Origin of the sequence: Bifidobacterium dolichotidis, assembly GCF_003951975.1 — a bacterium.
Classification (GTDB): Bacteria; Actinomycetota; Actinomycetes; order Actinomycetales; family Bifidobacteriaceae; genus Bifidobacterium; species Bifidobacterium dolichotidis.
The window spans coordinates 150,540-176,532 of sequence record NZ_QXGM01000002.1 but is presented as its reverse complement, the minus strand read 5'-3'; the positions used below and the strand labels follow the sequence as shown (position 1 = coordinate 176,532).

Genomic DNA, 25,993 nt, shown 5'->3' with positions numbered 1-25,993 from the left:
AATGGCAACTATCCATGCATATACAGCGCATTATGCAACACGCTGTATATGCCAGTAATACAGCGGGATAAGAGCTTGTAAAGGGGTTATATTTCATGCAATGAAGTGCATATTATGCATCGTGTAGTATATTATGCACTTAAGAAGTTGGGTAGCAGATGAGAAAAGCTCCTGGAGGGTGCTATGACGATTAACGGATTGAGGAAGATTGCAAGCGCCGTGCTCTGCGCTGGCTTGCTGGTAACGGCAGCAGCATGCGGTACGACTGATGGCTCTGAGTCGAACAGCTCTGCAGATAACGCAGCAAAGTTTGATGTGTCGACGGTGCAAGAAGATAAGGCTATTGCAGCAAAGGTTCCTGCTTCGGTTCGCGATTCTGGCAAGCTAACCGTTGGTATGGAGCTGTCGTACGCTCCAGCTGAGTTCTTGGCTGAAGATGGTAAGACGCCAACGGGCTACGATGTGCAGCTTTCCGAAGCTCTGGGTCGTGTTATGGGCCTGAAGACGGAGATCAAGTCGTCGACGTTCGACACGATTGTGCCTTCTGTTGGTACGAAGTTCGATCTGGGTATTACGGCTATGACGATTACGCAGGAGCGTATGGATGCCGTTGATTTCGTCAGCTACTACAAGGCTGGTTCGATGTGGGTTGTACAGAAGGGCAATCCAAAGCATGTGAACACTTCTGATCTATGCGGCATGACGATCGCTGTACAGACGGGCACGGTTCAGGAAGAAGAGGCCAACAGCATTCAGCAGCAGTGCAAGGCTGATGGCAAGAAGAGCGTCGATGTGCAGTCGATGAAGCAGCAGACTGATGCCGCAACGAATGTGGCTATGGGCAAGGCTGATGTGTTCTATGCTGACTCGCCAATCGGTGGTTACGCTATTGAACAGTCCGATGGTCAGCTCGAGCAGCTCGGCGAGAACGAAGGCACGGTGCTGCAGGGTATTGCCATTAAGAAGGGTGATACCGCTATGGCTGAAGTCGTGCAGCAGGCTATGCAGAAGCTCATGGATAACGGCGATTATCTGAAGATTCTGAAGGCTTGGGGTGCTCAGTCTGGCGCTGTTGACAAGGCTCAGATCAACCCAGCCGTCAAGGACTGACCACTTCAAAACTGACGTAAGACTATCGTCAAACACTCATCTCAGATATGGCACAATGGTGATGTGATGCAGCGTTGCATCACCTTGTGCCATATGTTCCACCCGGTGTACCTCACCGTCCGCTCGTTATACGATCCGTTTTCATTTCTTTATTTATCTGTTCGAGTCCGTAGCAATTTTGAACACATCAGTCGTAGTTGATTCGGCCTGAGCGCAATGCCACTAACGAACAGCACATGTGAACATCACCACAGAGATTCTCTGCCACTGAAGTTTCAACAACTGAAGTCTTTATAACTGAAGACATCACTACTGAAGTCTCTACAACTGAAGTCTTTATAACCGAAGTTCTCACAACTGAAGTTCCCACAACTGAAGACACCACCAACTATGAGGAGGAGCCATGCCACATCACATTACTAAAGATGGTGAAGGCTTACCCGTACCAAACCGTATTGTTGCCAAGCCTGTTCGTCGCACGGGTCAGATTATTGCTGCCATTATTGTGGCGCTGCTCGCCGCAATGGTTATTAAGGGTCTGATTACCAACCCACGTTTCGAATGGAACATTGTTTGGAAGTATTTGTTCAATGAACGTGTGCTGGAAGGTGTGGGTTACACGCTCATTCTGACCGTACTCTCAATGGTTGTTGCCATTATTTTGGCAGTTATTCTCGCCGTTATGCGCAAGTCAGTGAATCCAGTGCTGCGCGGTGTGAGCTGGTTCTTCATTTGGTTCTTCCGTGGCACGCCAGTGTATACGCAGCTCGTATTCTGGGGTCTGTTCGCTGTGCTGATTCCAAAGCTGAGCCTCGGTATTCCATTTACGAATATTGAGTTCTGGAGCGTCGATTCCAACACGATTATTACGGCATTCAACGCAGCATGGATCGGCTTGGCATTAAACGAAGCCGCCTATCTGTCTGAAATTGTGCGTGCTGGTCTCGAAGCTGTGGATCCTGGTCAAGAAGAAGCAGCAAAGGCACTGGGTATGAAGCGTACGCAGATTATGCGCCGTGTTATTTTGCCTCAGGCTATGCGCATTATTGTTCCTCCAACTGGTAATGAAACAATTGGCATGCTGAAGACGACTTCGCTGGTGTTGGCCGTGCCATTCACACTGGATCTGCAGTTCGCTACGAATGCTATTGCTAACCGAATTTATAAGCCAATCCCACTGCTGATTGTGGCAGCATTGTGGTATCTGCTGATTACCTCGATCATGATGGTGATTCAGTCGAAGATTGAGAAGCACTTCGGTAAGGGCTATGAAGCACGTCCAGTAGGTTCGAAGGTGAAGACGCCATTGCCAGGCAAGGTTGATGGTGAACTCAAGGACGATGTAGCAAAAACCAATGAAGCCATGTTTGCTGGATTAAACGCCTAACACGTGTTGCACACGATGTTTCACGAGTGAAGCAAGCAAGTAGTACTAAGGATTTGAACGATGACAGCAACAAACTCCAATTCTGGTCACGTACCTGCTATTGAAGCCAAGCAAGTACATAAGGCTTATGGTGATTTGCATGTGCTCAAAGGTGTTGATTTAACCGTAGAGCCAGGCACAGTAACCGTTATTCTCGGTCCATCTGGATCTGGTAAGTCAACGTTCCTGCGCCTGATCAACCAGCTCGAAACACTAACTGGCGGCGAAATCGACGTTGATGGCGAAATGATCGGCTATCGCTGGGAAGGCGAAGGCAAGAAGCGTCATTTGCAGACGCTCAATGATAAGCAGGTTGCCGCACAGCGCGCCAAGCTTGGCATGGTGTTCCAGAAGTTCAATCTGTTCCCACATATGACAGCACTGCAGAACGTTATGGAAGCTCCTGTGCAAGTCAAGCGCATGGATAAAAAAGAGGCACGCGAGCTGGCTATTAAGGAACTGCAGCGCGTAGGCCTCGGCGAGCGTCTCGATTATTATCCAGCACAGCTTTCGGGTGGTCAGCAGCAGCGTGTGGCAATCGCACGTGCTTTGGCTATGCAGCCAGAAATCATGCTGTTCGACGAGCCAACCTCTGCACTGGATCCTGAACTCGTTGGCGAGGTGCTGTCAGTTATGCGCTCGCTGGCTGACGAAGGTATGACGATGATTGTGGTTACGCACGAAATCGGCTTTGCCCGTGAAGTCGCTGACCAAGTCGTATTCATGGATGGCGGCAAAGTTGTGGAGCAGGGCGGTCCTGAGATTATTACCAATCCAACATCACCACGTTTCAAGGAGTTCCTCCAGCACGTGCTGTGAGCACTCAGCAGGGAATACTTCAAAGCTGCACAAAGCAGTTGCATATATGTTGTCGCATATATATAAGGTAATTTCGGTTGTAGTAGACCTACTCAGGCATGTATTGCGCAAGTTCCATACCAGCGCAGTACATGCCTTTGTTGTTAGTTCACACTGTTTTGGTCAAAAATTCACAGATATTACACGAAATTTCAGTGTTTCTATCGGTGGTTTCGCTATGCAGACACCATAGTGTCGGCTATATTGGTGCGTATGTGTGGAATCGTAGGATATGCAGGAAACCCCCGTACTGCTTGTGGCAAGCCATTGGAAGTTTGCCTTCAGGGCCTCGAACGACTCGAATATCGCGGATATGATTCCGCAGGTGTTGCAGTAACAGCACCAAGCATGGGCCATGTAGAAGTGCGTAAGAAGGCAGGTCGTCTGTCGAACTTGGTGTCAAGCCTTGAACAGACGCCACTGCCAGACGCAACTGTGGCAATTGGTCATACGCGTTGGGCCACGAATGGTGTGCCATCGGATGTGAACGCACATCCTCACACCAGTCAGGATGGCAAGGTTGCCATTATTCACAATGGCATCATTGAAAATGCTTCACAGCTGCGCCTTGATCTGCAGGCTCAGGGATATCGTTTTGCTTCTGCAACCGATACTGAAGTTGCAGCTAAGCTGCTTGGCAAGATTGTTGACGCTGTTATTGAGGAGAAGGGTCACCCTGATCTGTTCGAAGCCATGCAGCGTTTGGGCCGCATGCTTGAAGGTGCATTCACGATTCTGGCCATCGATGAGCGTGAGCCAGAAATCGTTGTTGGTGCACGTCATGATTCGCCACTCGTTGTAGGACTCGGTGAAGGCGAGAACTTCCTTGGCTCTGATGTGGCAGCATTCGTTGCTTACACGAAGAAGGCTATGGAAATCGACCAGGATCAGGTCGTTAAGGTTTCGTCTGACGAAATCATCGTTTCCGACTTCTACGGCAATATTGTTGAAAACCCTCGCACGTACGAAGTGGACTGGGATGCTTCGGCTGCAGAAAAGGGCGGCTGGGACTCGTTCATGGATAAGGAAATCCATGAGGATCCAGCAGCAGTGCAGCAGACGCTGATGGGCCGCCTGTCTGAAGATGGCGAGATTCAGCTCGATGAAGTGCGCATCGACGAGAACGAACTCAAGTCGATCGACAAGATCGTTGTTGTCGCTTGCGGTACGGCTTCGTATGCAGGCATGGTTGCTAAGTACGCTATTGAGCACTGGGTTCGTATTCCTGTGGAAATTGAGCTCGCTCACGAGTTCCGTTACCGTGACCCAATTCTGACGCCACGTACGCTTGTGGTTGCTATTTCGCAGTCGGGCGAGACGATGGATACGCTGATGGCACTGCGTCACGCTCGCGAACAGGGCTCGAAGGTGCTGGCCATCTGCAATACGCAGGGCGCAAGTATTGCTCGCGAATCTGATGCTGTGCTCTACACGCATGCTGGTCCAGAAGTTGCTGTGGCTTCGACGAAGGCATTCGTGGCACAGATTACGGCTGCTTATATTCTGGGTCTCTACTTGGCACAGATTAAGGGCACGGTGTTCCGCGATGAGATCCGTGGCACGCTTGATCAGCTGCAGGCTATGCCTCGTAAGATCCAGTGGATTCTTGATACACAGGTTGACACCATCGCCAAGGCTGCAGCTCAGCTCGACGATGCTAAGTCGTTCCTGTTCCTTGGCCGTCACGTGGGCTATCCAGTTGCACTCGAAGGTGCGTTGAAGCTTAAGGAAATTGCTTACACCTTCACTGAAGGTTTTGCTGCAGGTGAGCTGAAGCACGGTCCAATTGCACTTGTGGATGAAGGCGAACCAGTGGTGTTCATTGTGCCTCCAGCACGCGGCCGCAATATTCTGCACGCTAAGGTGATTTCTGGTATCGAAGAAGTGAAGGCCCGTGGCGCAACAATTATCGCTGTTGCTGAAGAAGGCGATCCAGATGTGGATCGTTACGCAGACTTCGTCTTCTGGCGTCCAGAGTGCCCAACGCTGATGAGCCCACTCGTTGACGTGGTCCCACTGCAGCTGTTCGCAATGGATATGGCTAACCAGAAGGGCTACGACGTCGATAAGCCTCGTAACTTGGCTAAGTCTGTGACTGTCGAGTAATCGGTTTTATGCGAGCACATCGTTACGTAACCGATGAGCCAGATATTCCTTTTGAATGTCCTGTCATTTATGAAGATGAGCGCATTCTTGTTGTAGACAAGCCTCATTTTCTTGCTTCCATGCCACGCGGCATGTGGTATCGCCAGACTGCGCTCATGCGTATGCGCGCAATTTATGGCGATGACGTGACACTGGCTCATCGGCTTGACCGTATGACGGCAGGAGTCCTCGTACTCGTTAAAGCCAAAGAGTATCGCGGCACTTATCAACGTTTATTTGAGCAACGTCGTGTCACAAAAATCTATGAATGTTTAGCGCCGCTCAAACCGACACAGCGCCCACGAACGGGCACCGTGCGCGAACTTGAGCCGCCACGACCGTTCCCACTCGAGCGACGTTCGCGCATCATCAAACATAAGGGTGTGCTGCAAGCGTACGAAGAGCGCGGCGAGACCAATTCAGTGACGATTATTGAACGACTCGGACTGGAGCCCGGTAAGCGAGACGAACACGGCAATCTGGTCGCGAAATATCGACTGCATCCAGTGAGCGGTCGTACGCACCAGCTGCGCTTACATATGTGTTCCTTGGGTTTGCCGATTTTGAATGATCCGTGGTATCCGCGTGTGCAGGATCAACTGTTTAACGATTTCTCACGTCCGCTGGCTTTGGTGGCGCGTGAGTTGATGTTTACGGATCCAGTAACAGGGGAGCCGCGCAAGTTTGTGTCGAAGCAGCTGCTTGATTCAGCCGTTCGGCCTGACGATTAGACTAAAACAGTCAAAGCGTGTGTGGCATCTCGTATTGAACGAGCGCACACAGCATAAGAGCATCTGCAGAGAGGAGTAGTCGTGGCACAGTGGAGGCGCGGGAAACTCGCTGCAGTGCGCAAGGCATGTATAGCAGCATTGGGTGCGCTTGCACTGGTAGTGACTGCAGGTGCTTGCGGCGCCAAGAACGACGATGGTCGAACGCATCTGTCGGTGTGGTCATGGGAACCAAGCATGACGCAAGTCATTAAGGCGTTTGAAAAAGAAAATCCAGACGTTGTTATTGATCTGCGCACCGATGCTCGCTATGACCAGCTTATTACTGCAATTCAGGATGGCTATGGTCAACCAGATGTGATGCAGCTGGAATACTATGCGCTGCCACAGTATGCAGTGTCTGATCAGCTTGAGGATCTCACACATCGTACCGACGGATATAGCGATTTCTATACGCCGGGCACGTGGGCTTCTGCTCAACTTGATGGCAATGTATATGGGCTGCCTATGGATTCTGGTCCTATGGCATTCTTCTATAACGATGATGTATTCCGTCAAGCTGGCGTAGATGCAAGCAAGATCCGCACGTGGCAGGATTACTACGAAGCCGCCAAGAAACTGAAGAAAATTGGCGTGAGCATTACCTCAGATGCAGGTAATGCTGGCTTCTTTGATGCCATGGTTTGGCTGGCCGGTGGTCAACCATTTACGACTTCCCAAGATGGTCATGTGGTCGGTATTAATTTAACGGGCGATCATGGCACGCAGGAGTTTACAAAGTTCTGGCAACGCATGATTGATGAGGATCTTATTGATACCTCACAGCCAATGTGGAGCGATTCGTGGAAGAAGGCAGTAGGCGAGGGCAAAATTGCCTCAGTATTTGCTGGTGCTTGGATGCCTTCATTGTTGCTGTCTGATTTGCCAGGTGGTGCAGGCTTGTGGCGTGTGACACAAATGCCAACGCCGCATGGCACAGAAACGAATGCAGAAAATGGTGGTTCGGCACTATCTATTTTGAAGTCGAGCCGTAAACCAGAAGCAGCATGGCGCTTTATTAATTTCGCTTGCCATTCGAGGCAGGGCATTGATATTCGCGTTGATGGTGGCGCATTCCCTGCAGATAATATGACGCTGCAGGATAAAGATTTTTTGACGCGAACGACTATTACTGATTCGCATAATACGCAGGTCCCATATTTTGGTGGCCAGCAATTTAATCGCGTCTTAGCTCAAGCAGCACAGCATGTGTCTACACAGTATGAGTATTTGCCATTCGAAGTTTATGCTCGTTCTGATTTTGGCTCGACTGTTGGTCAGGCTTATGAATGGGCCAATAAGTGGCGAGAGTGGCGTCAAAACTACGTCAAGATGCTGCGCGATCCAGAAGCTGATAAGCATACGCCTGCGTCCCCAGGCCCAATGGTCACAATCGAATCAGGCCTTGAACAGTGGCAGCAGGATTTGCGTGAATACGGATACAATCAGGGCTTTACGGTGAACAATAACTAAAGCTTCAACGTAAGCAACATCGCACGCCAATCGTGCAATCTCCCGCACATAACTTATTTGCGTTATGTGCGGGATTTTTTATGGCATTCAATCTAACTGCCTTGCGTGGGGGAGAGTGCTGCAGCTATTTCTTGCTTATGTGTGGGAAACAGAAATCAAGAAAAATGGCAAAACAAAAGGGCATGAGCGCGAACCCATGCCCTAAAACGTTTGTTGAACTAGCTCAGCAGTTCTTGTTGTAGATGTAGTGCAGACCCTTGAGCAGCAGATCAGGATCGATAATGTCGATCATGTCAGTGCCCTTGTCAGCGAGGCCACTCAGGCCGCCCGTTGCCACAACGCGGAAGTCATCTGGAACTTCGTTCTTGAACTGCTCAATCGTGTGCTCAACGCCACCGATGAAGCTGTAGTAAGCGCCAGCCTGCATAGCATCGCGAGTGTTGTGAGCCAGAATCGTCTTTGGCTTGACGATCTCAATTTCTGGAAGCTGTGCTGCAGAATTCCACAGAGCCTCAGACTGCGTACGGATGCCAGCGGAAATAACGCCGCAGACGATCGTAGCGTCGCCAGTAACGAAGTTGTAGGTCGTAGCCGTGCCGAAATCGATGATCAGCAGTGGGCCGCCGTACTCGTAGTAACCGCCAACGCAGTTGACGAGGCAGTCAGCACCCAGCGTCTTTGGCTCATCGAGGCGCACATTAATACCCGTACGAATGCCAGGGCCAACAACAATTGGCTCAATGTCAAGATATTGCAAAATTGCAGCCTTGAGCACCTGCAAAGCCTTTGGCACAACGGAAGCAATAATTACGTCGTCAACGTCAGAGAAACGATAGCCGCTCATGGCCAAGAACTGACGCAGCAGCAGACCATATTCATCTGCAGTACGTGGATTCTTTGTAGCTACACGGTAGCGACCCGTAATTTTATTATCTTCAAGGAAGCCAAAAACAATATTGGTATTGCCGATATCCATCGCGATAATCATCAGTGATTTGCCTCCCTCAAGATGACGTGCATCCTGGCCGCGTCTCCATATGTTTCTGAGTATCGTATCCAGTACACCAGATGCTCAGAACAAAGTCAAAGTTTTCATATTTCTGAACACACACTAGCAAGGTGTATTCCCATGTGCATACAATAGCGCATGGCAACTGAGTTAACAGACAGTAAGCCAATAAATGAAATGGCTGCGGGGCTAGGTGGGGTGCATATCATCTAGACCCTGCGACAGAAGAAAAAGTAAGGATCACGGGAAACCATGACCAAGCCAACAGGGGCGCACGATCGCTTCGACGCATCCGAAGAACCAACAACAACAGAAAACACGGCAGAAAAGAAGGCAGAGAAGCCAGCAATGCCAATGAATACAACGGAAAACAAACCATCGATGAACAACGTAACAAGCCTCGACCCAACACTGCAGGCTGCAGGAACGGCAAAGGGTCCGAAGAAGGGCTCAAATAAATCCAAGCGCCATGTACCAGGTTGGGCAATTGTGCTCGCAATTATTGCTGCCCTCGCACTTATTATTGGTGGTGTATTAATGGCTAAGAAAAATTCGGGCACAGCGGCAAATAAAACGCCAGAAACAAATGTGACTATTGGCGCAAAACTTGCACCAACAAATCTTGATATTCGCAATACCGCAGGCACGGCACTGGACCAAGTATTAATTGGCAACGTGTATGAGAGCCTCGTGGGCCGTGATAGCGACAATAATGTGAAGCCTGGCCTCGCCAAGAGCTGGCAGATTTCCGATGACGGTAAGACCTACACATTCGAACTGCACGACGGCATGAAGTTCTCGAACGGCGACGTGCTCAACGCAGACGATGTGGTGTGGTCGCTCAACGAGTCCCGCAAGGAAGGCACACACAACGCTGATGTGCTGTCGGCCATTGAAAACGTGACGGCTCCAGACGACAACACGGTTGTTCTGACGTTGAAGCACCCAGATTCCGATCTGCTGTGGAACTTATCGGGCCGTGCAGGCCTCGTGTTCGATGTGGACGCTGAGGGCAAGTACAACCCAAAGACTCAGGCCGTTGGCTCGGGGCCATTCACGGTGCAGCGCTTCATTGCTGATGATTCGGTGACGCTCAAGCGCAACGACAACTACTGGGGTAAGAATAAGGCCAAGACTGAGCAGATCACGATTAAGTACTTCGCTGACGATAACGCTGCAGTAAACGCTCTGAAGTCGGGCGACGTGGCTGTGCTTGCACCAGTTATGCCAACCGTCAAAAAGACGTTCGAAGAAGATCCAACGCACTATACGACGATTGCTGGTGATGACACCGATAAGTACGTGCTCGCTATGAACAATGCAGCAGGCAAGGTCACGGCAGATAAGCGCGTGCGCCAGGCAATTCGTTACGCCATTGATCACAACGAACTCATCGCCGCATGGGGTAACACCGACAAGCCACTCTACGGCCCAATCCCATCGCTGGATCCAGGCTATGAGGATCTGAGCTCGCTGTACCCACATGACGAGGCTAAGGCTAAGCAGCTGCTGAAGGAAGCTGGCTACGATGCACAGCACCCACTGAAGATCACGCTGACCTATCCAAACACCTACGGCCCAGAGCTCGGCGATATGCTGCGCTCGCAGTTGAGCCGCGTTGGCATTGATCTGGATGTGCACATGGTTGAGTTCTCGGCATGGCTCGAGCAGGTCTACACGAACAAGAACTACGACCTATCGCTCGTGGATCACAATGAGAGCCACGATATTGGTAACTGGGCAAACCCTGATTACTACTTCAACTACAACAATGCTGAAGTACAGAAGCTCATCACTGACGCTCGCACGAACCCAGACGAGAAGAAGTCGAACGAGCTGCTCAAGCAGGCTGCTCGCATCATTTCCGAGGATGCAGCTGCGGACTGGCTGTTCAACTTCCGCGCTACGACGGCTATGGCCAAGGGCGTGGAGAACTTCCCAGTCAACATGAACCAGACGTTCATGCCGCTCGCTGACTTTACATACACGAAGCAGTGAGTCTCGTAGCATAACAATTATGTTCCGGTTTATTGTTCGAAGGCTCGTCACGCTTGTGGTGGCATTATTTGCCATCTCCGTGCTCATCTTCATGCTGTTGCGCGTACTGCCAGGCGATCTTGCACTCGTTATGGCAGGCGTCAACGCCAGCCCTGAGCGCGTAGCCCACTTGCGTGTCGAGCTTGGACTTAACCGTCCGCTGACTACACAGTATTTGGACTGGTTTGGCTCCCTGCTGCATGGCGACCTCGGCGTCTCGCAGATGACGGGTCGACCAGTTACTGTTCGTGTGGCTCAGCGTGCGTCTATTACATTCCCACTCATTGGCATGGGCCTGCTTGTAGCTCTGGGTATTGGTATTCCGCTCGGTTACAAGTCGGTTATTGCACGCTCGAGTCGTGTGCGCTCAGCTATGCAGCTCATTGCCATTATTGGTGGCTCTGTTCCTGCCCTGTGGGCCGGCCTCGTGCTGATTCTGCTGTTCGCCCGTGGTACGGGTTTGATCGGTATTCTTCCATCGCAAGGCTTCCCACTTGACGCTTGGCAGGAACCTGGTAAAGCATTCGTTTCGCTACTGCTGCCTGCACTGACGGTCGGCATTATTGTGGGCGCATCGATTATGCGCTACACGCGTTCAGCACTTATGGAACAGATGTCGTCCGATGTAATTTCGATGGCCATGGCCTGCGGTTACACACGTAAGCAAGCCATGTTGCACGTTGGCCTGCGATTGGCTATGCCACAGCTCGTGTCGGTTATTGGCCTGACGTTCGCTGAAATGATTACTGGCGTTATGGTGATTGAGAATTTGTTCGCATTGCCTGGCATCGGTTCGGGCCTCATCAACGATGTGGGCCACCGCGATTTGATTGCAGTGCAAAGTGAGTTGTTCTTGCTCGCTGCATTCTTCCTCGTCATTGGTTTGCTTGTTGACATTACGCACCGCGTGCTCGACCCTCGACTGAAAGGATGATGATGGCTCGTTCAAACGAAGCAATTTCAGACAGTTCAGTCGTAGTAAAGCGTCCGTCGCGCTGGACTCGTGCTCGCGTGGTGCTGTCTTCAATGTGGGCCCATGGTACGGGCCGATTCTCGCTGATTGTGCTTGGCATTTGGGTTGTGGTGGCTATTGTTGCCATTTTCTGGACGCCATTGCCGCTCAATTATTCGAATGGTTTCGAAGCTTGGCAAGGTCCAAGCTTGCGTCACTGGATGGGCACTGACGGCACGGGTGCCGATGCGTTCAGCTGGTTGATGTCAGGTTCCACAGTCAATTTGATTATTGCTGTGACGACGGTGCTGTTCACGGCCGTTGTTGGCCTGCTTATGGGCTCGATTATGGTCAGCCGCAGCACAATGCTGTCTCACGGTGCCGTAGTGGCGACTGATGCGCTGATTTCTGTGCCAACCGTGCTTATCGCGTTAATGTTGGCCGCTCCATTCGGTGCCACGGTTAAGGGCATGATTTTCGCGTGCGGTTTGGGGTATGGTTTGAATCTCGCGCGTGTGGCACGTCCGTCGATGATGCTCGCCGCACGTAGCCCATATGTTGAGTCGGCCCGTGCTAACGGTGCGTCAGCAGTGCGCGTGTTCTTCGCTCATATCATTCCGAACGCTAAGCCAGTGATTATTGTGCAGCTCTCGCTTTCTGCTGCCACGTCACTGTTGGCTGAGGCTGGTTTAACGTATTTGGGAATCGGTGTTCCGTCAGGTGAGCCAAGTATTGGTCGTTCTATTTCTACTTCTGTTGGTCTCATCTCTATCCATCCAACCACAGTGATCTGGCCCGGTCTCGTGGCCACCGTGCTTGTTGTGGCTATGAACTTGTTCGGTGATAGCTTGCGTGATGCACTTGATCCGTTGCGCAATCCAGCATTACGTCGTATTGGCCAACCTCAGCATGATCAGGCGAATACTGCTCAGCATGCATCTGTAGACGATATTGCAACAACAACTGACATGAAGGAGGTGCAGCATGCTGCACATCAGTGATCTCAATGTCAGTGTGGGCGGACGCCATCTGCTGCACAATATTGATCTCAATATTGCAGCAGGAGAACGCGTTGGCTTAATCGGTGCTTCTGGCTCGGGTAAATCAATGATTGCTCGAACCATTATGGGTTTGCTGCCACAGGATAGCGAAGTAACGGGTTCTATTGAACTCGGCGATGAGCAACTGGTTGGCTTGGATGATGAATCATTTGCATCATTGCGCGGCGCCGCAATGAGCATGGTGTTCCAGAATCCACGTAATGCACTGAACCCAGTACTGACTGTGGAACAGCAAATTGAACTCCCATTGCGACTGCACTATGCACTTGATGCAGAAAACCGCCATCAGCGCGTAGCCACCATGCTTGAACGAGTGGGATTATCGCAATCCATGGCACAGCGTTCCACAACGGAATTATCTGGTGGCCAGCAGCAGCGTGTGGCTATTGCGACGGCGCTGATTACGTCGCCAAGGCTCATCATTGCTGATGAGCCAACAACAGCATTGGATTCCACAACGCAGAGGCAGATTACGCAATTGCTGACCTCACTGGTAGATGATCTTGGCGCTGCCATGCTGTTTATTACACATGATTTCTCGGTACTGGCTCATGCCACGAATAATGTTGTCGTGCTCAATAACGGCAGCATTATTGAACGCGGTAGTACTCGCGAATTGTTGGAGCATCCTCAGCAGCAAGCAACACGTCAGCTCATTGGAGCTGCACGTGCATTGTCGCTGCATATTGAGGAAGGTGGTGCACATGAGTGACGTAGTGCTTGAAGCACACAATATTGTGAAAACCTATGGTTCATCTCGCCATCCTCAGGTTGTGCTGCATGGTGTTGATCTCACAGTTCACGAAGGTGAATGCGTTGCTGTTGTAGGTGCTTCTGGCTCTGGCAAAACAACGCTTACTCGTATTCTGTTTGGTCTTGATGCGCCAGATTCCCATGTTGATGGTTTGGATGTGCGCTACGAGGGTCGCTCATTAATGGGCGATCATGCGCATGAAGCACATGATCTGTTGCGTATGCAATCGGGCATTGTGTATCAGAATCCATTCGAGTCGTTGGATCCTCGTTGGCCTGCTGGTCGCTCTGTTGCTGAGCCACTGCAGTTGCGCCGCATCGCACAGCGCCATCATCACGCGCATCAAGAACCGATGCTGGATGATGCAGCAATTGCACAGGCTGTGGCCGACGCATTAGAAACTGTGGCACTCGATCCACAAGAGTTCATGTGGCGTTACCCAGTCGATATGTCAGGTGGTCAGGCACAGCGCGTTGCTATTGCACGAGCCATTATTAAGCAACCGCACGTGTTACTTGCTGATGAGCCAATGAGTGCAATCGACGTTGCAGCCCGTATCCAAATCATCGATGCCTTCGAATCCGCACGTAAGCGCAATCCAAATATGGCTATTGTGATGGTCTCGCACGATTTAGGCGTCGTACAGCAGCTCGCTGATCATATTGTGGTGATGCTCGACGGCCGCATCGTAGAACAAGGCCCAACCGAAGAACTCTTGCATAATCCGCAGCACGATTACACGAGAGAGCTCATAGCAGCCGCCACCATGTAGCTCCCGCACATAAGCGAGATGCAATTAACCTTCCCGCACGTAAGGGAGTTGCATTGAATCAGCGTTCCCCGCACATAAGTCATTTGCATTATGTGCGGGGATTTTGTTGCTTATTTCGCTTATGTGGGGAAAGGGCTAAAGTAGTGGCCATGCCGAGCCAAGATTTGCATACAGTTCCATCAACAGCATCTCCAACACTTGCTGATGCGCAAGCGATGTTGCAAACCACATTTGGTTACGAGCAATTTAGGCCAGGCCAGCAAGATATTATCCAAGCCATTTTGCAAGGTCGTGATGTGCTTGGTGTTATGCCAACGGGTGCAGGTAAATCGTTGTGCTATCAGATTCCTGCAATGCTGCTCGATGGTGTGACTCTCGTTATTTCTCCACTGATTTCGTTAATGCGTGATCAGGTTGATGCCGCGAATGAAAATGGCATTCCAGCAGCTTTTATTAATACGTCGCAAACACCTGATGAACAGACGATGGTGTTTGAACAGGCGCTTGCAGGTCAGCTCAAGCTCGTGTATGTGGCTCCAGAACGTTTGGAAACGAGTCGTTTCCGCTCCTTTGCGTCGAAGTGTGCCATCAGTCTGGTAGCAGTTGATGAGGCACACTGTATTTCTCAGTGGGGTCAGGATTTCCGCTCCTCATATTTGGGTATTGGCGAATTCTTAGCTGCACTACCAACGCGTCCAGTTGTTGCTGCATTAACCGCAACAGCTACCGGACGTGTGCGTGATGATATTGTGCGACTGCTCGGCTTGCAGAATCCACTGATTAAGGTCACAGGTTTCGATCGTACGAATCTCTACTTTGATGTACTGAGACTGGAATCGAAGCGCAAAACTGACTGGATTATTGACGAGTTGCGCGAGCATATGGGTGAATCAGGCATTATTTACTGTGCAACGCGCAAAACCACTGAAGCATTAGCCGATGCTATTAATGCACGACTGCTCAATACGGATGGCAAGCCATTAGCTGCTGCATATCACGGTGGCATGTCGGCTCAACAACGTGATGCAGCTCAGCGTGCATTCGTCAACGACGAAACACCAGTTATTGTGGCAACCAACGCCTTCGGCATGGGCATTGATAAATCAAATGTCAGATTCGTGATCCACCATAACCTGCCCGAAAGTATCGAAGCCTACTATCAGGAGGCCGGACGTGCAGGACGAGACGGGGAGCCGAGCCGATGCACGCTGCTGTGGAACGATGGCGACATCACGACGCGACGTCGACTGCTCGATACGGACAGTGAGAACGAGCGCTTAACGGAAGAGCAAAAAGAACAAGTTCGCCAGGCTAAGCGCCAACTGCTGAACACGATGATCGGCTACTGCCGAACCGTGAAATGCCTGCACCGTTATATTACGAACTATTTCGGTGAGCAAGACGATGCAGCAGACGAGTTCGCAACGAACGCGGCAAACGCAGGGGAAGAGTACCACTGCGTAGGTGGCTGCGTGAACTGTAATGGTCAAGTGCAAGTCAGTGACGTTAGTGAGATAGCGCGCACAATTAGTCGTTGCGTGCATGATGTTGGCCAGCGAGTGGGCGTGGGTCGTATTGTGCATGTGCTGCGCGGTTCGAAGTCACAAGACATGATTGCAATGGGCGCACAAGCACTGCCAACCTATGGCATGCTGTCGCAAGAGTCGGAAGCGAAAGTGCGTGACGTTGTCAATCAGATGGCTGCTGACGGTTATTTGACGATTACTGAGGGACGTCTGCCAATTGTGATGTTTGGCCCAAAGGCAGCACAAACTGTGGCACCGGATTTCCATTACGTGATGAAGCAGACGCAGATCAAGCGCAAGAAGCGCCTTTCGACAACGGGTCCTTCGGCCGTACATGTGGGTTCTGGTGTCGCAACATTTGGTGGTGGCGTTGGCGGCAGCGATGAGGATCTGTTTGATCAGCTGCGTCAACTGCGCCTCGGCATCGCACGTAGGCTCGGTAAGCCGCCATATATTGTGTTCTCAGATAAAACGTTGCGCGAAATGGTGCGCTTGCGCCCAACGAGCGAAGAGGAATTCGTTGAAGTGCCAGGTGTGGGCCAAGTCAAATTGGAACGCTATGGTGCACAATTTATTGAAGCAATTCGCGCGTTTGAAGCACAGTGATAGGAGAGTGTTATGACTGAACAATCTAAGCCAATGCCAGAAAGCTTTACGCTGGATCACACGAAGGTGAAGGCACCATATGTGCGTGCTATTGATGTGCAGCACGGTCCTCATGGTGATGTGATTTCGAACTTCGATTTGCGTCTGGTGCAGCCAAATAAGAACGCTATTCCAACGGGCGGTCTGCACACGATTGAGCACACCATCGCTGTGCTGCTGCGTGAACGCATTGAAGGCTATATTGATTGCTCACCATTCGGCTGCCGCACGGGCTTCCACCTGCTGGCATGGGGTGAGCACTCGACTGAAGAAATCGCTAAGGCACTCAAGGAATCGCTCGAGTTCATCGCTTACGAAGCAACGTGGGATGATGTTCCAGCAACGACGGAGCAGACGTGCGGCAACTACCGTGACCACAGCCTGTTCACGGCAAAGGAATGGTGCAAGGCCATTCTCGATGAGGGCATTAGCTCGGACGCTTTCGAACGTCGCCTCGTCTGAACTCAGCTAAGTTTTGCTGAGTTCGGCAGAGTTTAACAGGGGTCGGCTGAGTTCAACTGAGTTCAACTGGGTTCGCAAGAGTTCCGCAATAGGGAAGTGACTGGAATGAGCCAAGCAGTGGCATCAACTACGCGCCGTATTCGTCACGCGAATATGGACGATTTCGCTGCAATGCAACAGATTTATGCGCATGCTCGCCAAATTATGCGCGACAACGGTAATGCATCACAGTGGGGTACAACGTATCCAACGGACAGCATTATTGAGGCCGATATTCGTGAACGCCGAGCTATGCTGCTCGTCGACAACGAAGGACCAGACGGTGCTGAGCGCATTCTTGCTCAATTCGCACTGTGCCCAGGACCAGATCCTGCCTATGCACATATTGAAGGCGCTTGGCTCGATGACGACCCATATGTGGCCATTCACCGCGTCGCCTCGGCCGGCGTAGAGCACCGTGCCGCACGCGATGCCATTGCTTGGGTTGTTCAGCATTATGGCAACGTGCGCGCCGATACGCACGCGCATAACAAGCTCATGCAACACGCGCTCGAAACCAGTGGCTTCGCTCGTTGCGGACTTATAACCCTGCCAGATCACAGTTCTGACGCGATTCGCATTGCCTACCAGCGCCACGAGTGGTAAACCGCCGTAACATTTCGTGTCATTATTGCGGGTAACAATGGTGGCATGACTTTTGACGCATCGGGATTAACTCATTTTGATACTCCAGAGCTGCAGGCTAACTATGAGCGCGCCCGCCGCCGTTATCCAGCTCAAGCTATTGTCGATTTGGCTACTTTGCGCGACAATATGCGTCACCTCGTAGAGATCGTCAACGCCGACGAGTCCCAGCCTCACACCGAAGTTATGGGTGTGGTTAAGGCTGACGCTTACGGCCACGGCTTAGTACCAACCGCTCTGGCCGCGCTCGCCGGCGGCGCTACCTGGCTCGGCACTGCACAGTCTCACGAAGCGCTCGTCTTACGTGAGGCTGGCATCGGTCTCGACCGCGCCCGCATTCTGACGTGGGTCAACGATCCTTACGAAGTTCCGTATGACGAACTGCTGCGTCAACATATTGATATTTCTGTTGGCACGATTGATGCCATTCATGAGCTCGCTAAGGCAGCCGAAACTGTACAGCGCTCCGCGCATGGTGAAGAGCCAATTGTTGCTCACGTGCACGTCAAGGTAGAAACCGGTTTCGGCCGTAATGGTTTCACGCTTGATCAGCTTGATGCTGTTGCCCCTTTGCTCAAGGAACTGCAGGATAAGGGCCTGTTCGAAATTACTGGTCAGTGGAGCCACTTGGCTGTGGCTGATATGCCAGATACGCCAGAATTCGTTGACGAAACTGAGCAGCAGATCCAGCGTTTCGAAGAGTTCACGGAGCATATGAAGGCTGCTGGTATTGAGCCAAAGATGCGTCACTTGGCTAATACGGCTGCAACGCTGTCCCGTCCAAATATTCATTTCGATCTTGTGCGCCCAGGCGTAGGCCTCTATGGCTATGAGCCAGATCCTGCTATGGGTACGCCAGAACAGTATGGCTTAAAGCCAGCTATGACGTTGCAAGCTCAGCTGAGCTCGGTGAAAACTGTTCCAGCAGGAACAGGCCTGAGCTATGGTCGCGTATACGTGACGGAAAAAGAGACTTCGGCAGTTATTGTGCCTGTGGGCTATGCCGATGGTATTCATCGTTCGGCTTCTGGCTTCAACGAAGCTGGCGCTCGTAAAGAGCAGCACCTAGGTGGTCCAGTCGTCTTTATGACGAAGCAGGGCCCGCTTGTGCGTCACGTTTCTGGTCGTATTTGCATGGATCAGTTCATTATTGATCTGCACGGATCGGCTGAAGAACTCGGTATTCATGTGGGCGATACGGTTCAGCTGTTCGGACCAGGCCGTGGTCAGGAATTCTGTGAACCAACTGCTGATGATTGGGCTCAGGCTGCTGACACGATTAGCTACGAGATTTACACGTGCCTGCGTAACCGCGTGCCAAGGCTGTACCGCAATGCAGCAAGTGTTTTGAGTGAACAAGACCTTGCCATGCTTGATCCAACGTCTCTAATCTGAGACTGGAGGCAAAAACCACACAGAACGGTTGACAATACTCAGGTTTTCAGCGGCAAAGTGTGGTAGAACAAAAATCATCATGACTACATATAGCGAGCAACTTCGAGCAGGCGAGAAACCCACAGCAACACAACTCGAGCTGGGGTATACGCAGCACGATGTTGAGCGCTGGGTGCCGGAAGGACCGAAATCTCAGGAGCGCTCGGCATTTTCGAGAGACCGAGCGCGCCTGATTCATTCGTCAGCACTGCGTAGGCTGGGCGCCAAAAGTCAGGTCCTTGTAGCCGGCACCGATGATTTTGCACGTACGCGACTGACTCACACGCTGGAAGTCGCACAAATTGGCCGTCAAGTGGCCAGCAAACTTAATCTTGACCCAGATATTGTGGATTGCGCATGCCTTGCACACGATCTAGGCCACCCACCATTCGGACACATTGGTGAACGAGTACTTGCCAAAATTGCGCGCAATATTGGCGGATTTGAAGGCAACGCACAAACGCTGCGTATTCTGACGCGCCTTGAACCAAAAGTCTTCTTCCCATCGGATTTGACAGGTCCACACAGTGAGTTCGCGGGCCGTAGTGCAGGCGTGAACTTAACGCGTGCGGCACTTGATGCAGCGATTAAATATCCATGGACGTATGCTGAGGCGGCACAACATCCGAAGGATGCAAGTACGTCGAAATTCTGCGTGTATCCAGACGATGAACCAGTGTTCCGCTGGTTGCGCGAGGGGCTGCCAGATCATGTTTCACGCACGGCAACACCAATGGAATGCCAAGTTATGGATTTGTCGGATGACATTGCCTACAGCGTGCACGATGTTGAAGATGCGTTTGCAACAGGGGCTATGGATCCAAGCCGTTTGCAGGATCCTGCTGTTGTTGAGGAAATGATTGAGCAGACGCGCGAATGGTACGGGCCTCATTGGGATGCGCAGGGTCTGTTGGACGCATTCCATAGGCTTGTGGCACTTGGCGTGATTCCTGCTGCGTTCACGGGCACAAGGCGAGAGCTGGCCAAGCTCAAGGACATGACGAGTATGCTCATCGGTCGTTTCGCTGAATCGACTGAGCAGGCAACGCGAGAATGCCATGGTGACGGTCCGTTCGCTCGCTATGGAGCCACGTTGGTGGTGCCTGAGCAGACGCGTTATGAGATCCAAATACTTAAAGGTATGGCCGTGTATTTCGTGATGGTGCCATATCAGGGCGTTGCCGTGCGTGAGCATCAGCAGCAAATTGTTGAGGATCTTGTTGATGTTATGATGTCGGATTCGCCGCGTACTTCGATGGCGCTTGAGCCAGTGTTTATTGATGACTGGAATGAAGCTAGCAACGATGATGAACGTTTGCGCGTGGCCATTGATCAGGTGGCAAGCCTGACCGATGGTTCGGCTATGACGATGCATCAGCTGCTGTGCTCGTGAATGTGCTCGTGAAGTAGAGCGCTTGCGTAGCTGCTCGGCTCGCAGCGTATTTCCATAGCCCGACGCGCCCAAGACACTCCCGAATTTTCCCAAACATACACCGAACCTGCTCGCATAATGGCTTATTGCTGGCTAAGCTGTTGCTCATGGCCGGGATGATTAAGAAAGAAGATATTGAGAAGGTACGTGCGCGTGCCGATTTGTACGACATCGTATCGTCCTCGGTCACATTGAAACCTTCAGGCACGGGCGCCTATGTAGGCCTGTGCCCATTCCACGATGAGAAAACGCCAAGTTTTAGTGTGCGTCCGGCGATGGGCGTCTGGCACTGCTTCGGCTGCGGTCGTGGCGGTGACGTGTTCGGCTATGTGCAGGAGCGCGAGAATATTGACTTCCGCGAAGCTGTAGAACTGCTGGCCGATCAGTATGGCATTGAGCTGCACTATGAGTCGACATCGAATCGTCCGGAAGTGCAGGGTTCTACGCGTGCTCGTTTGCTGCAGGCCAATGAAGAGGCGCAGCGCTTCTTCACGTCGCAGCTCGGTACAGAAGAGGCTCTTCCGGCACGTCAGATGCTCGGCGGTCGCAACTTCTCGCAGGCCGACTGTGAGCATTTCGGCTGTGGTTACGCTCCTCGCGGCTGGGATAATCTCGTCCGTCACCTCGCCAGCAAGGGCTTTACTCATAAGGAAATGCTGGACGCTGGTCTCGCTCGTCAGGGTCAGCGCGGTGTGTATGACTATTTCCGTGGTCGCGTCACGTGGCCAATTCGTGATTCCACTGGGCGAACCTTAGGCTTTGGTGCTCGCAAGCTTTATGACGATGACACGATTTCAGCCAAGTACATTAATACACCTGATACGCAGCTGTATCGCAAAACACAGGTGCTGTATGGCATTGACTTGGCGAAGCCATCGATTGTTAAGAAGCGTCAGGTTGTGGTCGTTGAAGGCTATACCGACGTTATGGCTATGCATTTGGCTGGTATTGATACGGCTGTGGCAACCTGTGGTACGGCATTTGGTGCTGAACATGCCAAGATTGTGCGCCGTCTGATTCGTGACGATTCGCTGGGTGCGGTGAATTTGATTGGCCCATTGCGCGTGAATGGCCAGTCGTTGAGCTCGCGCATTGTGTTTACGTTCGATGGTGATGCTGCAGGTCAGAAGGCTGCTATTCATGCTTTCGGCTTTGACTCAAGGTTCTTGTCGCAGACGTTTGTTGCTGTGGCACAAGATAATCTCGATCCTTGTGATTTGCGTATTCATCATGGCGATGAAGCGTTGCGCTCGTTGATTCGTAATGCTGAACCACTCTATGACTTCGTTATTGAAACGGCAATTGGTCGTTTTGATACGTCCTATACGCCAGGTCAAGTTGGCGCTATGCATGCTGTGGCACCACTGATTGCACAGATTCGCGATCGTTCGATGTACGACATGTATACGCGTAAGGCTGCTGGTCGTATTGGTGTGCCAGTTGATCAGATGCGCACTTTGGTACGTAGTGAACGTCGCCGCTTGCATGTGCGTGATGAAGATGCGTATGCCTCAGACCGTAAACCATACCCAGATTCAGGACAGAACCGATCAGTGGAAGGCCAGCAGGCAAATAACTGGCAGGTTGAAGTACGTAGGCTTATGCACAATGCAGCCGAAAATCAGCGTTATTACATTGTTGATGATGCTGTGTTCATGACCGAACAACAGTTCATGGCGACGCTTGTGCAAATTCCGCGTGCTATTGATGCTAAGCAGTTTGGTGAGCTAACGATTAATAGCTTTATGACGAGTGTGTTCCGCACACTGTTCCAGGCTGTTGCCGTTGCCGGTGGCTTACCAGATCCATCTATGCCACAAGGTCAGTGGCTGCACGAACTGACCAAGGCTGGTGGACCAGTGCTGGCTGGTGTGATTAACGAACTTGCTGTGATGAGCTTGCCATTGCCTCCAAGTGATGCCGATATGGCTGCAAGCGATCCAAACGCTGATCGTTCGGCTATTGAGTTGCGACCTGCTAGCGAGGCTGAGAAGGCGTTTGCGCGTCAGCTGACGGCTCGTTTGCTTGATCTGGGTGCTATGCGCCAGATTGGTGGATTAAAGCTGCGTATGGCGCATATGCCAGAGGGTAGCGAGAAGATCCAGCTGCTGGGTGCTATTTCTGAACTGGAACGCAAGCGTGCTGAGCTCAAGGACCAGATTTATGGCAACGCCATGGCTCTGTGATGGGTTGATAGAATAGATTTTGCTGCGACTGAACAGGTACATAACCCCTTATGGGGAGTCTGTACAACCATGCTCGTGGAAAAATCTACTACCTGAGTAAAGCGTTTTAGCACTGTTTTGTCGGGAAGATTTTCCAACAATAAGTAGTACGAAACACCTATGAAATGGGGTAGTGGTCGGGAATAGGCCACGCCCAAAACCAGATGATGACAAGCCAACTTGTAATATTGTCTTGGTTGAACGAGCTTCATGGAGGGCTGGATGCGACAACAAGTGCGCAATGCGCTTAAGAATGACACGATTCTCGTTGTCGCAACTGTACTTGCATTGATCTCGTGTTTCTTTGTGCCACCAGACGGTCAGTACTGGAGTTATGTGCACATCAGCACCATTGCTCAGCTGTGCTGCTTAATGCTTGTTGTTGTCGGTTTGCAGCGTATTGGCGTATTCCGCATCATTGCATCAAAGCTGTTACGACGCGTTGGCACAGCTCGAGGCTTAGTACTCACTTTGCTGGCATTAACGTTCTTCTCCGCCATGTTCATTACGAACGATGTGGCATTGGTGACGTTCGTACCATTTGCCATTGCGGTTATGATGATGGCACACATGGAGAGCAAAACAGTATTTGTCTGTGCACTGATGACTGTTGCAGCAAACTGTGGCTCAATGCTTACGCCAATTGGCAATGCTCATAATCTGTATTTAAAAGCATTAACGGGCATGTCTACATGGCGCTTCCTGGAGATTATGGCTCCTTATACGGGCCTTGCCGCAGCTCTGTTGATTGCGATTAGCATCATCGTGTTTGGCGGTAAACCAGTCTCCGAATTCCATGACCTTGATAGTGACAGCATCGAAAAGGGCGTTCTTGCTCCTTCTGATCAGAAGGTTCAGCCTGATGAGATCCGCGTTACGGGTTATGGTGCAGCACACGGTGGCTGGCGTTCTTGGGTCTATTTAGCCCTGTTCATTGTCTGCATTTTGACGGTCAGTGACCTGCTGCCATTGTGGGTTATGGTCGTCGTTACATTCGGTACGTTCTTGTTTACCGATCGCCGTGCAATACGTCATGTGGATTGGGGATTGCCACTGACGTTCATTATGTTCTTCATTTTCATTGGCAATATGAAGCGAATTCCAGAATTTACGGCAATTGCTCAGGAGTTCGTTGGCCAGCATCCACTGGGTGTGGCCGTTATCTTCAGCCAGTTCATTTCTAATGTGCCAACCACACTGTTGCTTTCCGGCTTCTGCGATAAGTGGGTTCCACTGATTATTGGCACCAACCTTGGCGGTATGGGTACACTGATCGCTTCGATGGCCTCGCTGATTACCTACAAGTACGTCACAAAGAGCTACCCAAACAAGAAGGGTCGCTACTTAGGCGTTTATACAGCAGTCAGCTTCTCCTTCCTGTTCGTGCTGTTCCTGCTCGCTGTGTTTATTGAGTAGCGAACTACTACTGATCGCTACGATCTGAGTAGTTAGTTGCTGCGCATAGCTGGCATTACTGCTCGAATAGTCATTTCCCAGGCCATTACTGGCATCGTGTAATCGGGAACTGCCGATTGGTATGTTCTCTTCTTTGGAATGCAACAGAAAATTTTATTGATACAGTTGCAGTATTTTGTGCAAGGCCATATGTTGCTTGCGTTTGAACAGGTTATAGCCATGGTTCAACTCTGAATAGCCGCGTTTGAAAACACCAATTGCAAGGCTGTTACTGAGAAAATCAATCGTTTGCTGCTTCTGTTGTTGTTACAATGCGAATTGGATCTGAAGCATTGCTTGAGATACCACGCAGAAAACTTGATATAGAGCAATAATCAGTCCGATATGGTGCCCATCGATATTCGAAGTGGCAACCGATAGGTGAGGAGCAAACTGATGTCGTACATAATGAGTCACGGTGCTGTGGCTCTCACAAGTGCCATGCGCTTACGATGAGATAGTCGAGAAGCATATGGTAGGAATTCGAGATGTAGCACGTAAAGCAGGAGTTTCAACAAGCAGCGTATCGCTAGTCATTAATGGCACAGGATACGTTTCAGAGCAAATGCGACGCAAAGTCGAACAAGCGATGAGTGATTTGCATTATGTACCAAATGCATTAGGTCGCAATCTTTCACAGAATCGCACCAATATTGTTGGCATTATTGTGCCAACAGTACGACATCCATTCTTTGCACGACTCACTGCACATCTAGAAAACGTACTCGCCAATCATGGCATGAAAACTATGCTGTGCTCCACAATCGATGCTGCAACAAGCGAAGCAGAGTATGTTGATATGCTGCGCTGCCGCATGATGGACGGCATTATTATGGGTTCACATACTGAGCATGATCAGACGTATTGGTCTTCTATTCAACGACCGGTCGTTGGCTTTGACCGCGTGCTCGGCCCAGGCATTGCAGCAGTAAATTCGGACCATCTTCAAGGCGGCAATCTTATAGCAGATCTGCTTATTGCCACGGGTACACGCCATGTGGTGATGATTGGTGGTCCACGCCAGCAGTTCCATGATCTCGAACCAGATGATGACGACGCAGAGACGAATGGTAAAGTAACCACATTCCCAACTACGCAATACTACGTGCAGCTTGGCCGCCGTTTCCAAGAACCAGGAATCCAACATGACTATATTGATGCTGGCGAGGTGGATGACCTTGCAGGCTATTCCTATGCGGTAACTTCAGTATTTGATGATATTGCTGCTGGAAGCGGCCGGTATGCCGATGTTGATGCAATCGTTAGTTCCGATGTTGGTGCTTCTATAGCCGTGCAGCGTGCTTTTGCCTGCGGTATTCGCATTCCAGAACAAGTGCAAATTATTGCCTACGATGGAACATCCCAAGTTGATTTAGCCGGCATGCATATTGCCGCCGTACAACAGGACTTTGATGGTCTTGCCGATGGCTTGGTTTCACGAATATGCAGTCTTATTGATGGTCAACCAGTTGAAGATGGTCTTATACCAGTGATTTGGAAACCTGGTCAGACTGTACGCACTGCAAACATAGACGTCTAATGTCTTTTGCGGGGGAGAAAACTTCCCGTATTACCAGCAATACAACCCGCATAATCTATGAAGCTTACGGTTACCGCTAACAGCTAGAGCTATGGCTCTGGCTGTAAGCATGCCGTGATAGCGAACCGGTTCTATATAACTCTCGTTTGGTATTGCAAACCGTAGTGCTGTACGATTGGTTCATATCAAACCGGTTCGATAGAACACATCGACGAAAGCGATGATG

20 protein-coding genes are annotated in these 25,993 nt (G+C 51.0%); 19 read left to right on the top strand and 1 reads right to left on the bottom strand.

Annotation, left to right across the window (positions count from 1 at the left end):
- Window positions 1-183 precede the first annotated feature (183 nt).
- The 6 genes from D2E26_RS04600 to D2E26_RS04575 all read left to right on the top strand — a co-directional run bounded on the left by D2E26_RS04600 (window position 184) and on the right by D2E26_RS04575 (window position 7,779).
- Window positions 184-1,110 carry an ABC transporter substrate-binding protein gene (locus D2E26_RS04600; RefSeq protein ID WP_125963538.1) on the top strand — a complete coding sequence of 309 codons (927 nt, stop codon included), beginning with the start codon at window positions 184-186 and terminating at the stop codon, window positions 1,108-1,110.
- A 403-nt stretch (window positions 1,111-1,513) separates the two neighbouring features.
- Entirely contained in the window at window positions 1,514-2,497 is a 984-nt protein-coding gene (locus tag D2E26_RS04595; protein ID WP_125963537.1) for an amino acid ABC transporter permease, read from the top strand.
- A 60-nt stretch (window positions 2,498-2,557) separates the two neighbouring features.
- On the top strand, window positions 2,558-3,355 hold the full coding sequence (locus D2E26_RS04590) for an amino acid ABC transporter ATP-binding protein (RefSeq protein WP_125963536.1): 798 nt from the start codon (window positions 2,558-2,560) through the stop codon (window positions 3,353-3,355).
- Between the two features lie 252 nt (window positions 3,356-3,607).
- Window positions 3,608-5,500: a glutamine--fructose-6-phosphate transaminase (isomerizing) gene (gene glmS / locus D2E26_RS04585; protein ID WP_125963535.1), complete on the top strand. Its 1,893-nt coding sequence runs from the start codon at window positions 3,608-3,610 to the stop codon at window positions 5,498-5,500.
- 8 nt (window positions 5,501-5,508) lie between these two features.
- Window positions 5,509-6,270 carry a pseudouridine synthase gene (locus tag D2E26_RS04580; protein ID WP_125963534.1) on the top strand — a complete coding sequence of 254 codons (762 nt, stop codon included), beginning with the start codon at window positions 5,509-5,511 and terminating at the stop codon, window positions 6,268-6,270.
- Window positions 6,271-6,384: 114 nt separating this feature from the next.
- Window positions 6,385-7,779, top strand: a complete 1,395-nt coding sequence (locus D2E26_RS04575) for an ABC transporter substrate-binding protein (RefSeq protein ID WP_420897209.1) — start codon at window positions 6,385-6,387, stop codon at window positions 7,777-7,779.
- A gap of 223 nt (window positions 7,780-8,002) precedes the next feature.
- Here the strand turns inward: D2E26_RS04575 and D2E26_RS04570 are convergent, their stop codons facing one another.
- Window positions 8,003-8,767, bottom strand: a complete 765-nt coding sequence (locus D2E26_RS04570; RefSeq protein ID WP_125963533.1) for a type III pantothenate kinase — start codon at window positions 8,765-8,767, stop codon at window positions 8,003-8,005.
- Between the two features lie 273 nt (window positions 8,768-9,040).
- On the opposite strand from D2E26_RS04570, the gene D2E26_RS04565 reads away from it, so the two are divergent.
- From D2E26_RS04565 to D2E26_RS04505, 13 genes are all read left to right on the top strand, one after another.
- Window positions 9,041-10,786: an ABC transporter substrate-binding protein gene (locus D2E26_RS04565; RefSeq protein WP_241218874.1), complete on the top strand. Its 1,746-nt coding sequence runs from the start codon at window positions 9,041-9,043 to the stop codon at window positions 10,784-10,786.
- A 19-nt stretch (window positions 10,787-10,805) separates the two neighbouring features.
- Window positions 10,806-11,759 carry an ABC transporter permease gene (locus tag D2E26_RS04560; protein WP_125963532.1) on the top strand — a complete coding sequence of 318 codons (954 nt, stop codon included), beginning with the start codon at window positions 10,806-10,808 and terminating at the stop codon, window positions 11,757-11,759.
- 92 nt (window positions 11,760-11,851) lie between these two features.
- On the top strand, window positions 11,852-12,778 hold the full coding sequence (locus D2E26_RS04555) for an ABC transporter permease (RefSeq protein ID WP_125963908.1): 927 nt from the start codon (window positions 11,852-11,854) through the stop codon (window positions 12,776-12,778).
- Window positions 12,762-13,550 carry an ABC transporter ATP-binding protein gene (locus tag D2E26_RS04550; RefSeq protein WP_125963531.1) on the top strand — a complete coding sequence of 263 codons (789 nt, stop codon included), beginning with the start codon at window positions 12,762-12,764 and terminating at the stop codon, window positions 13,548-13,550. The genes D2E26_RS04555 and D2E26_RS04550 overlap by 17 nt, the downstream gene beginning before the upstream one ends.
- Window positions 13,543-14,364: an ABC transporter ATP-binding protein gene (locus D2E26_RS04545; RefSeq protein ID WP_125963530.1), complete on the top strand. Its 822-nt coding sequence runs from the start codon at window positions 13,543-13,545 to the stop codon at window positions 14,362-14,364. Before D2E26_RS04550 ends, D2E26_RS04545 begins: the two co-directional genes overlap by 8 nt.
- A 215-nt stretch (window positions 14,365-14,579) precedes the next feature.
- Complete coding sequence (gene recQ / locus D2E26_RS04540) at window positions 14,580-16,496, top strand: DNA helicase RecQ (protein WP_164515900.1); 1,917 nt, start codon at window positions 14,580-14,582, stop codon at window positions 16,494-16,496.
- 12 nt (window positions 16,497-16,508) lie between these two features.
- The gene (locus D2E26_RS04535) at window positions 16,509-16,997 is read left to right on the top strand and encodes an S-ribosylhomocysteine lyase (RefSeq protein ID WP_125963528.1); all 489 of its coding nucleotides are present in this window, start codon (window positions 16,509-16,511) and stop codon (window positions 16,995-16,997) included.
- 105 nt (window positions 16,998-17,102) lie between these two features.
- Complete coding sequence (locus D2E26_RS04530; protein WP_125963527.1) at window positions 17,103-17,642, top strand: N-acetyltransferase; 540 nt, start codon at window positions 17,103-17,105, stop codon at window positions 17,640-17,642.
- 45 nt (window positions 17,643-17,687) lie between these two features.
- Window positions 17,688-19,076 (top strand): alanine racemase, encoded by a 1,389-nt coding sequence (gene alr / locus D2E26_RS04525; protein WP_125963526.1) that lies wholly within the window; start codon window positions 17,688-17,690, stop codon window positions 19,074-19,076.
- 79 nt (window positions 19,077-19,155) lie between these two features.
- Entirely contained in the window at window positions 19,156-20,508 is a 1,353-nt protein-coding gene (locus D2E26_RS04520; protein ID WP_125963525.1) for a deoxyguanosinetriphosphate triphosphohydrolase, read from the top strand.
- Between the two features lie 146 nt (window positions 20,509-20,654).
- Window positions 20,655-22,733 (top strand): DNA primase, encoded by a 2,079-nt coding sequence (gene dnaG / locus D2E26_RS04515; RefSeq protein ID WP_125963524.1) that lies wholly within the window; start codon window positions 20,655-20,657, stop codon window positions 22,731-22,733.
- A gap of 261 nt (window positions 22,734-22,994) precedes the next feature.
- The gene (locus D2E26_RS04510) at window positions 22,995-24,188 is read left to right on the top strand and encodes an SLC13 family permease (protein WP_125963523.1); all 1,194 of its coding nucleotides are present in this window, start codon (window positions 22,995-22,997) and stop codon (window positions 24,186-24,188) included.
- A gap of 511 nt (window positions 24,189-24,699) precedes the next feature.
- Window positions 24,700-25,767 (top strand): LacI family DNA-binding transcriptional regulator, encoded by a 1,068-nt coding sequence (locus D2E26_RS04505; RefSeq protein ID WP_125963522.1) that lies wholly within the window; start codon window positions 24,700-24,702, stop codon window positions 25,765-25,767.
- The last annotated feature ends 226 nt before the right edge of the window (window positions 25,768-25,993 follow it).

Excerpts from the sequence above, each read along its gene's own strand:
- D2E26_RS04600 (WP_125963538.1), top strand. The coding sequence starts at position 184 with ATGACGATTAACGGATTGAGGAAGATTGCAAGCGCCGTGCTCTGCGCT.
- D2E26_RS04595 (WP_125963537.1), top strand. The coding sequence starts at position 1,514 with ATGCCACATCACATTACTAAAGATGGTGAAGGCTTACCCGTACCAAAC.
- D2E26_RS04590 (WP_125963536.1), top strand. The coding sequence starts at position 2,558 with ATGACAGCAACAAACTCCAATTCTGGTCACGTACCTGCTATTGAAGCC.
- glmS (WP_125963535.1), top strand. The coding sequence starts at position 3,608 with ATGTGTGGAATCGTAGGATATGCAGGAAACCCCCGTACTGCTTGTGGC.
- D2E26_RS04580 (WP_125963534.1), top strand. The coding sequence starts at position 5,509 with ATGCGAGCACATCGTTACGTAACCGATGAGCCAGATATTCCTTTTGAA.
- D2E26_RS04570 (WP_125963533.1), bottom strand. The coding sequence starts at position 8,767 with ATGATTATCGCGATGGATATCGGCAATACCAATATTGTTTTTGGCTTC.
- D2E26_RS04565 (WP_241218874.1), top strand. The coding sequence starts at position 9,041 with ATGACCAAGCCAACAGGGGCGCACGATCGCTTCGACGCATCCGAAGAA.
- D2E26_RS04560 (WP_125963532.1), top strand. The coding sequence starts at position 10,806 with ATGTTCCGGTTTATTGTTCGAAGGCTCGTCACGCTTGTGGTGGCATTA.
- D2E26_RS04555 (WP_125963908.1), top strand. The coding sequence starts at position 11,852 with ATGTGGGCCCATGGTACGGGCCGATTCTCGCTGATTGTGCTTGGCATT.
- D2E26_RS04550 (WP_125963531.1), top strand. The coding sequence starts at position 12,762 with ATGCTGCACATCAGTGATCTCAATGTCAGTGTGGGCGGACGCCATCTG.
- D2E26_RS04545 (WP_125963530.1), top strand. The coding sequence starts at position 13,543 with ATGAGTGACGTAGTGCTTGAAGCACACAATATTGTGAAAACCTATGGT.
- recQ (WP_164515900.1), top strand. The coding sequence starts at position 14,580 with ATGTTGCAAACCACATTTGGTTACGAGCAATTTAGGCCAGGCCAGCAA.
- D2E26_RS04535 (WP_125963528.1), top strand. The coding sequence starts at position 16,509 with ATGACTGAACAATCTAAGCCAATGCCAGAAAGCTTTACGCTGGATCAC.
- D2E26_RS04530 (WP_125963527.1), top strand. The coding sequence starts at position 17,103 with ATGAGCCAAGCAGTGGCATCAACTACGCGCCGTATTCGTCACGCGAAT.
- alr (WP_125963526.1), top strand. The coding sequence starts at position 17,688 with ATGACTTTTGACGCATCGGGATTAACTCATTTTGATACTCCAGAGCTG.
- D2E26_RS04520 (WP_125963525.1), top strand. The coding sequence starts at position 19,156 with ATGACTACATATAGCGAGCAACTTCGAGCAGGCGAGAAACCCACAGCA.
- dnaG (WP_125963524.1), top strand. The coding sequence starts at position 20,655 with ATGGCCGGGATGATTAAGAAAGAAGATATTGAGAAGGTACGTGCGCGT.
- D2E26_RS04510 (WP_125963523.1), top strand. The coding sequence starts at position 22,995 with ATGCGACAACAAGTGCGCAATGCGCTTAAGAATGACACGATTCTCGTT.
- D2E26_RS04505 (WP_125963522.1), top strand. The coding sequence starts at position 24,700 with ATGGTAGGAATTCGAGATGTAGCACGTAAAGCAGGAGTTTCAACAAGC.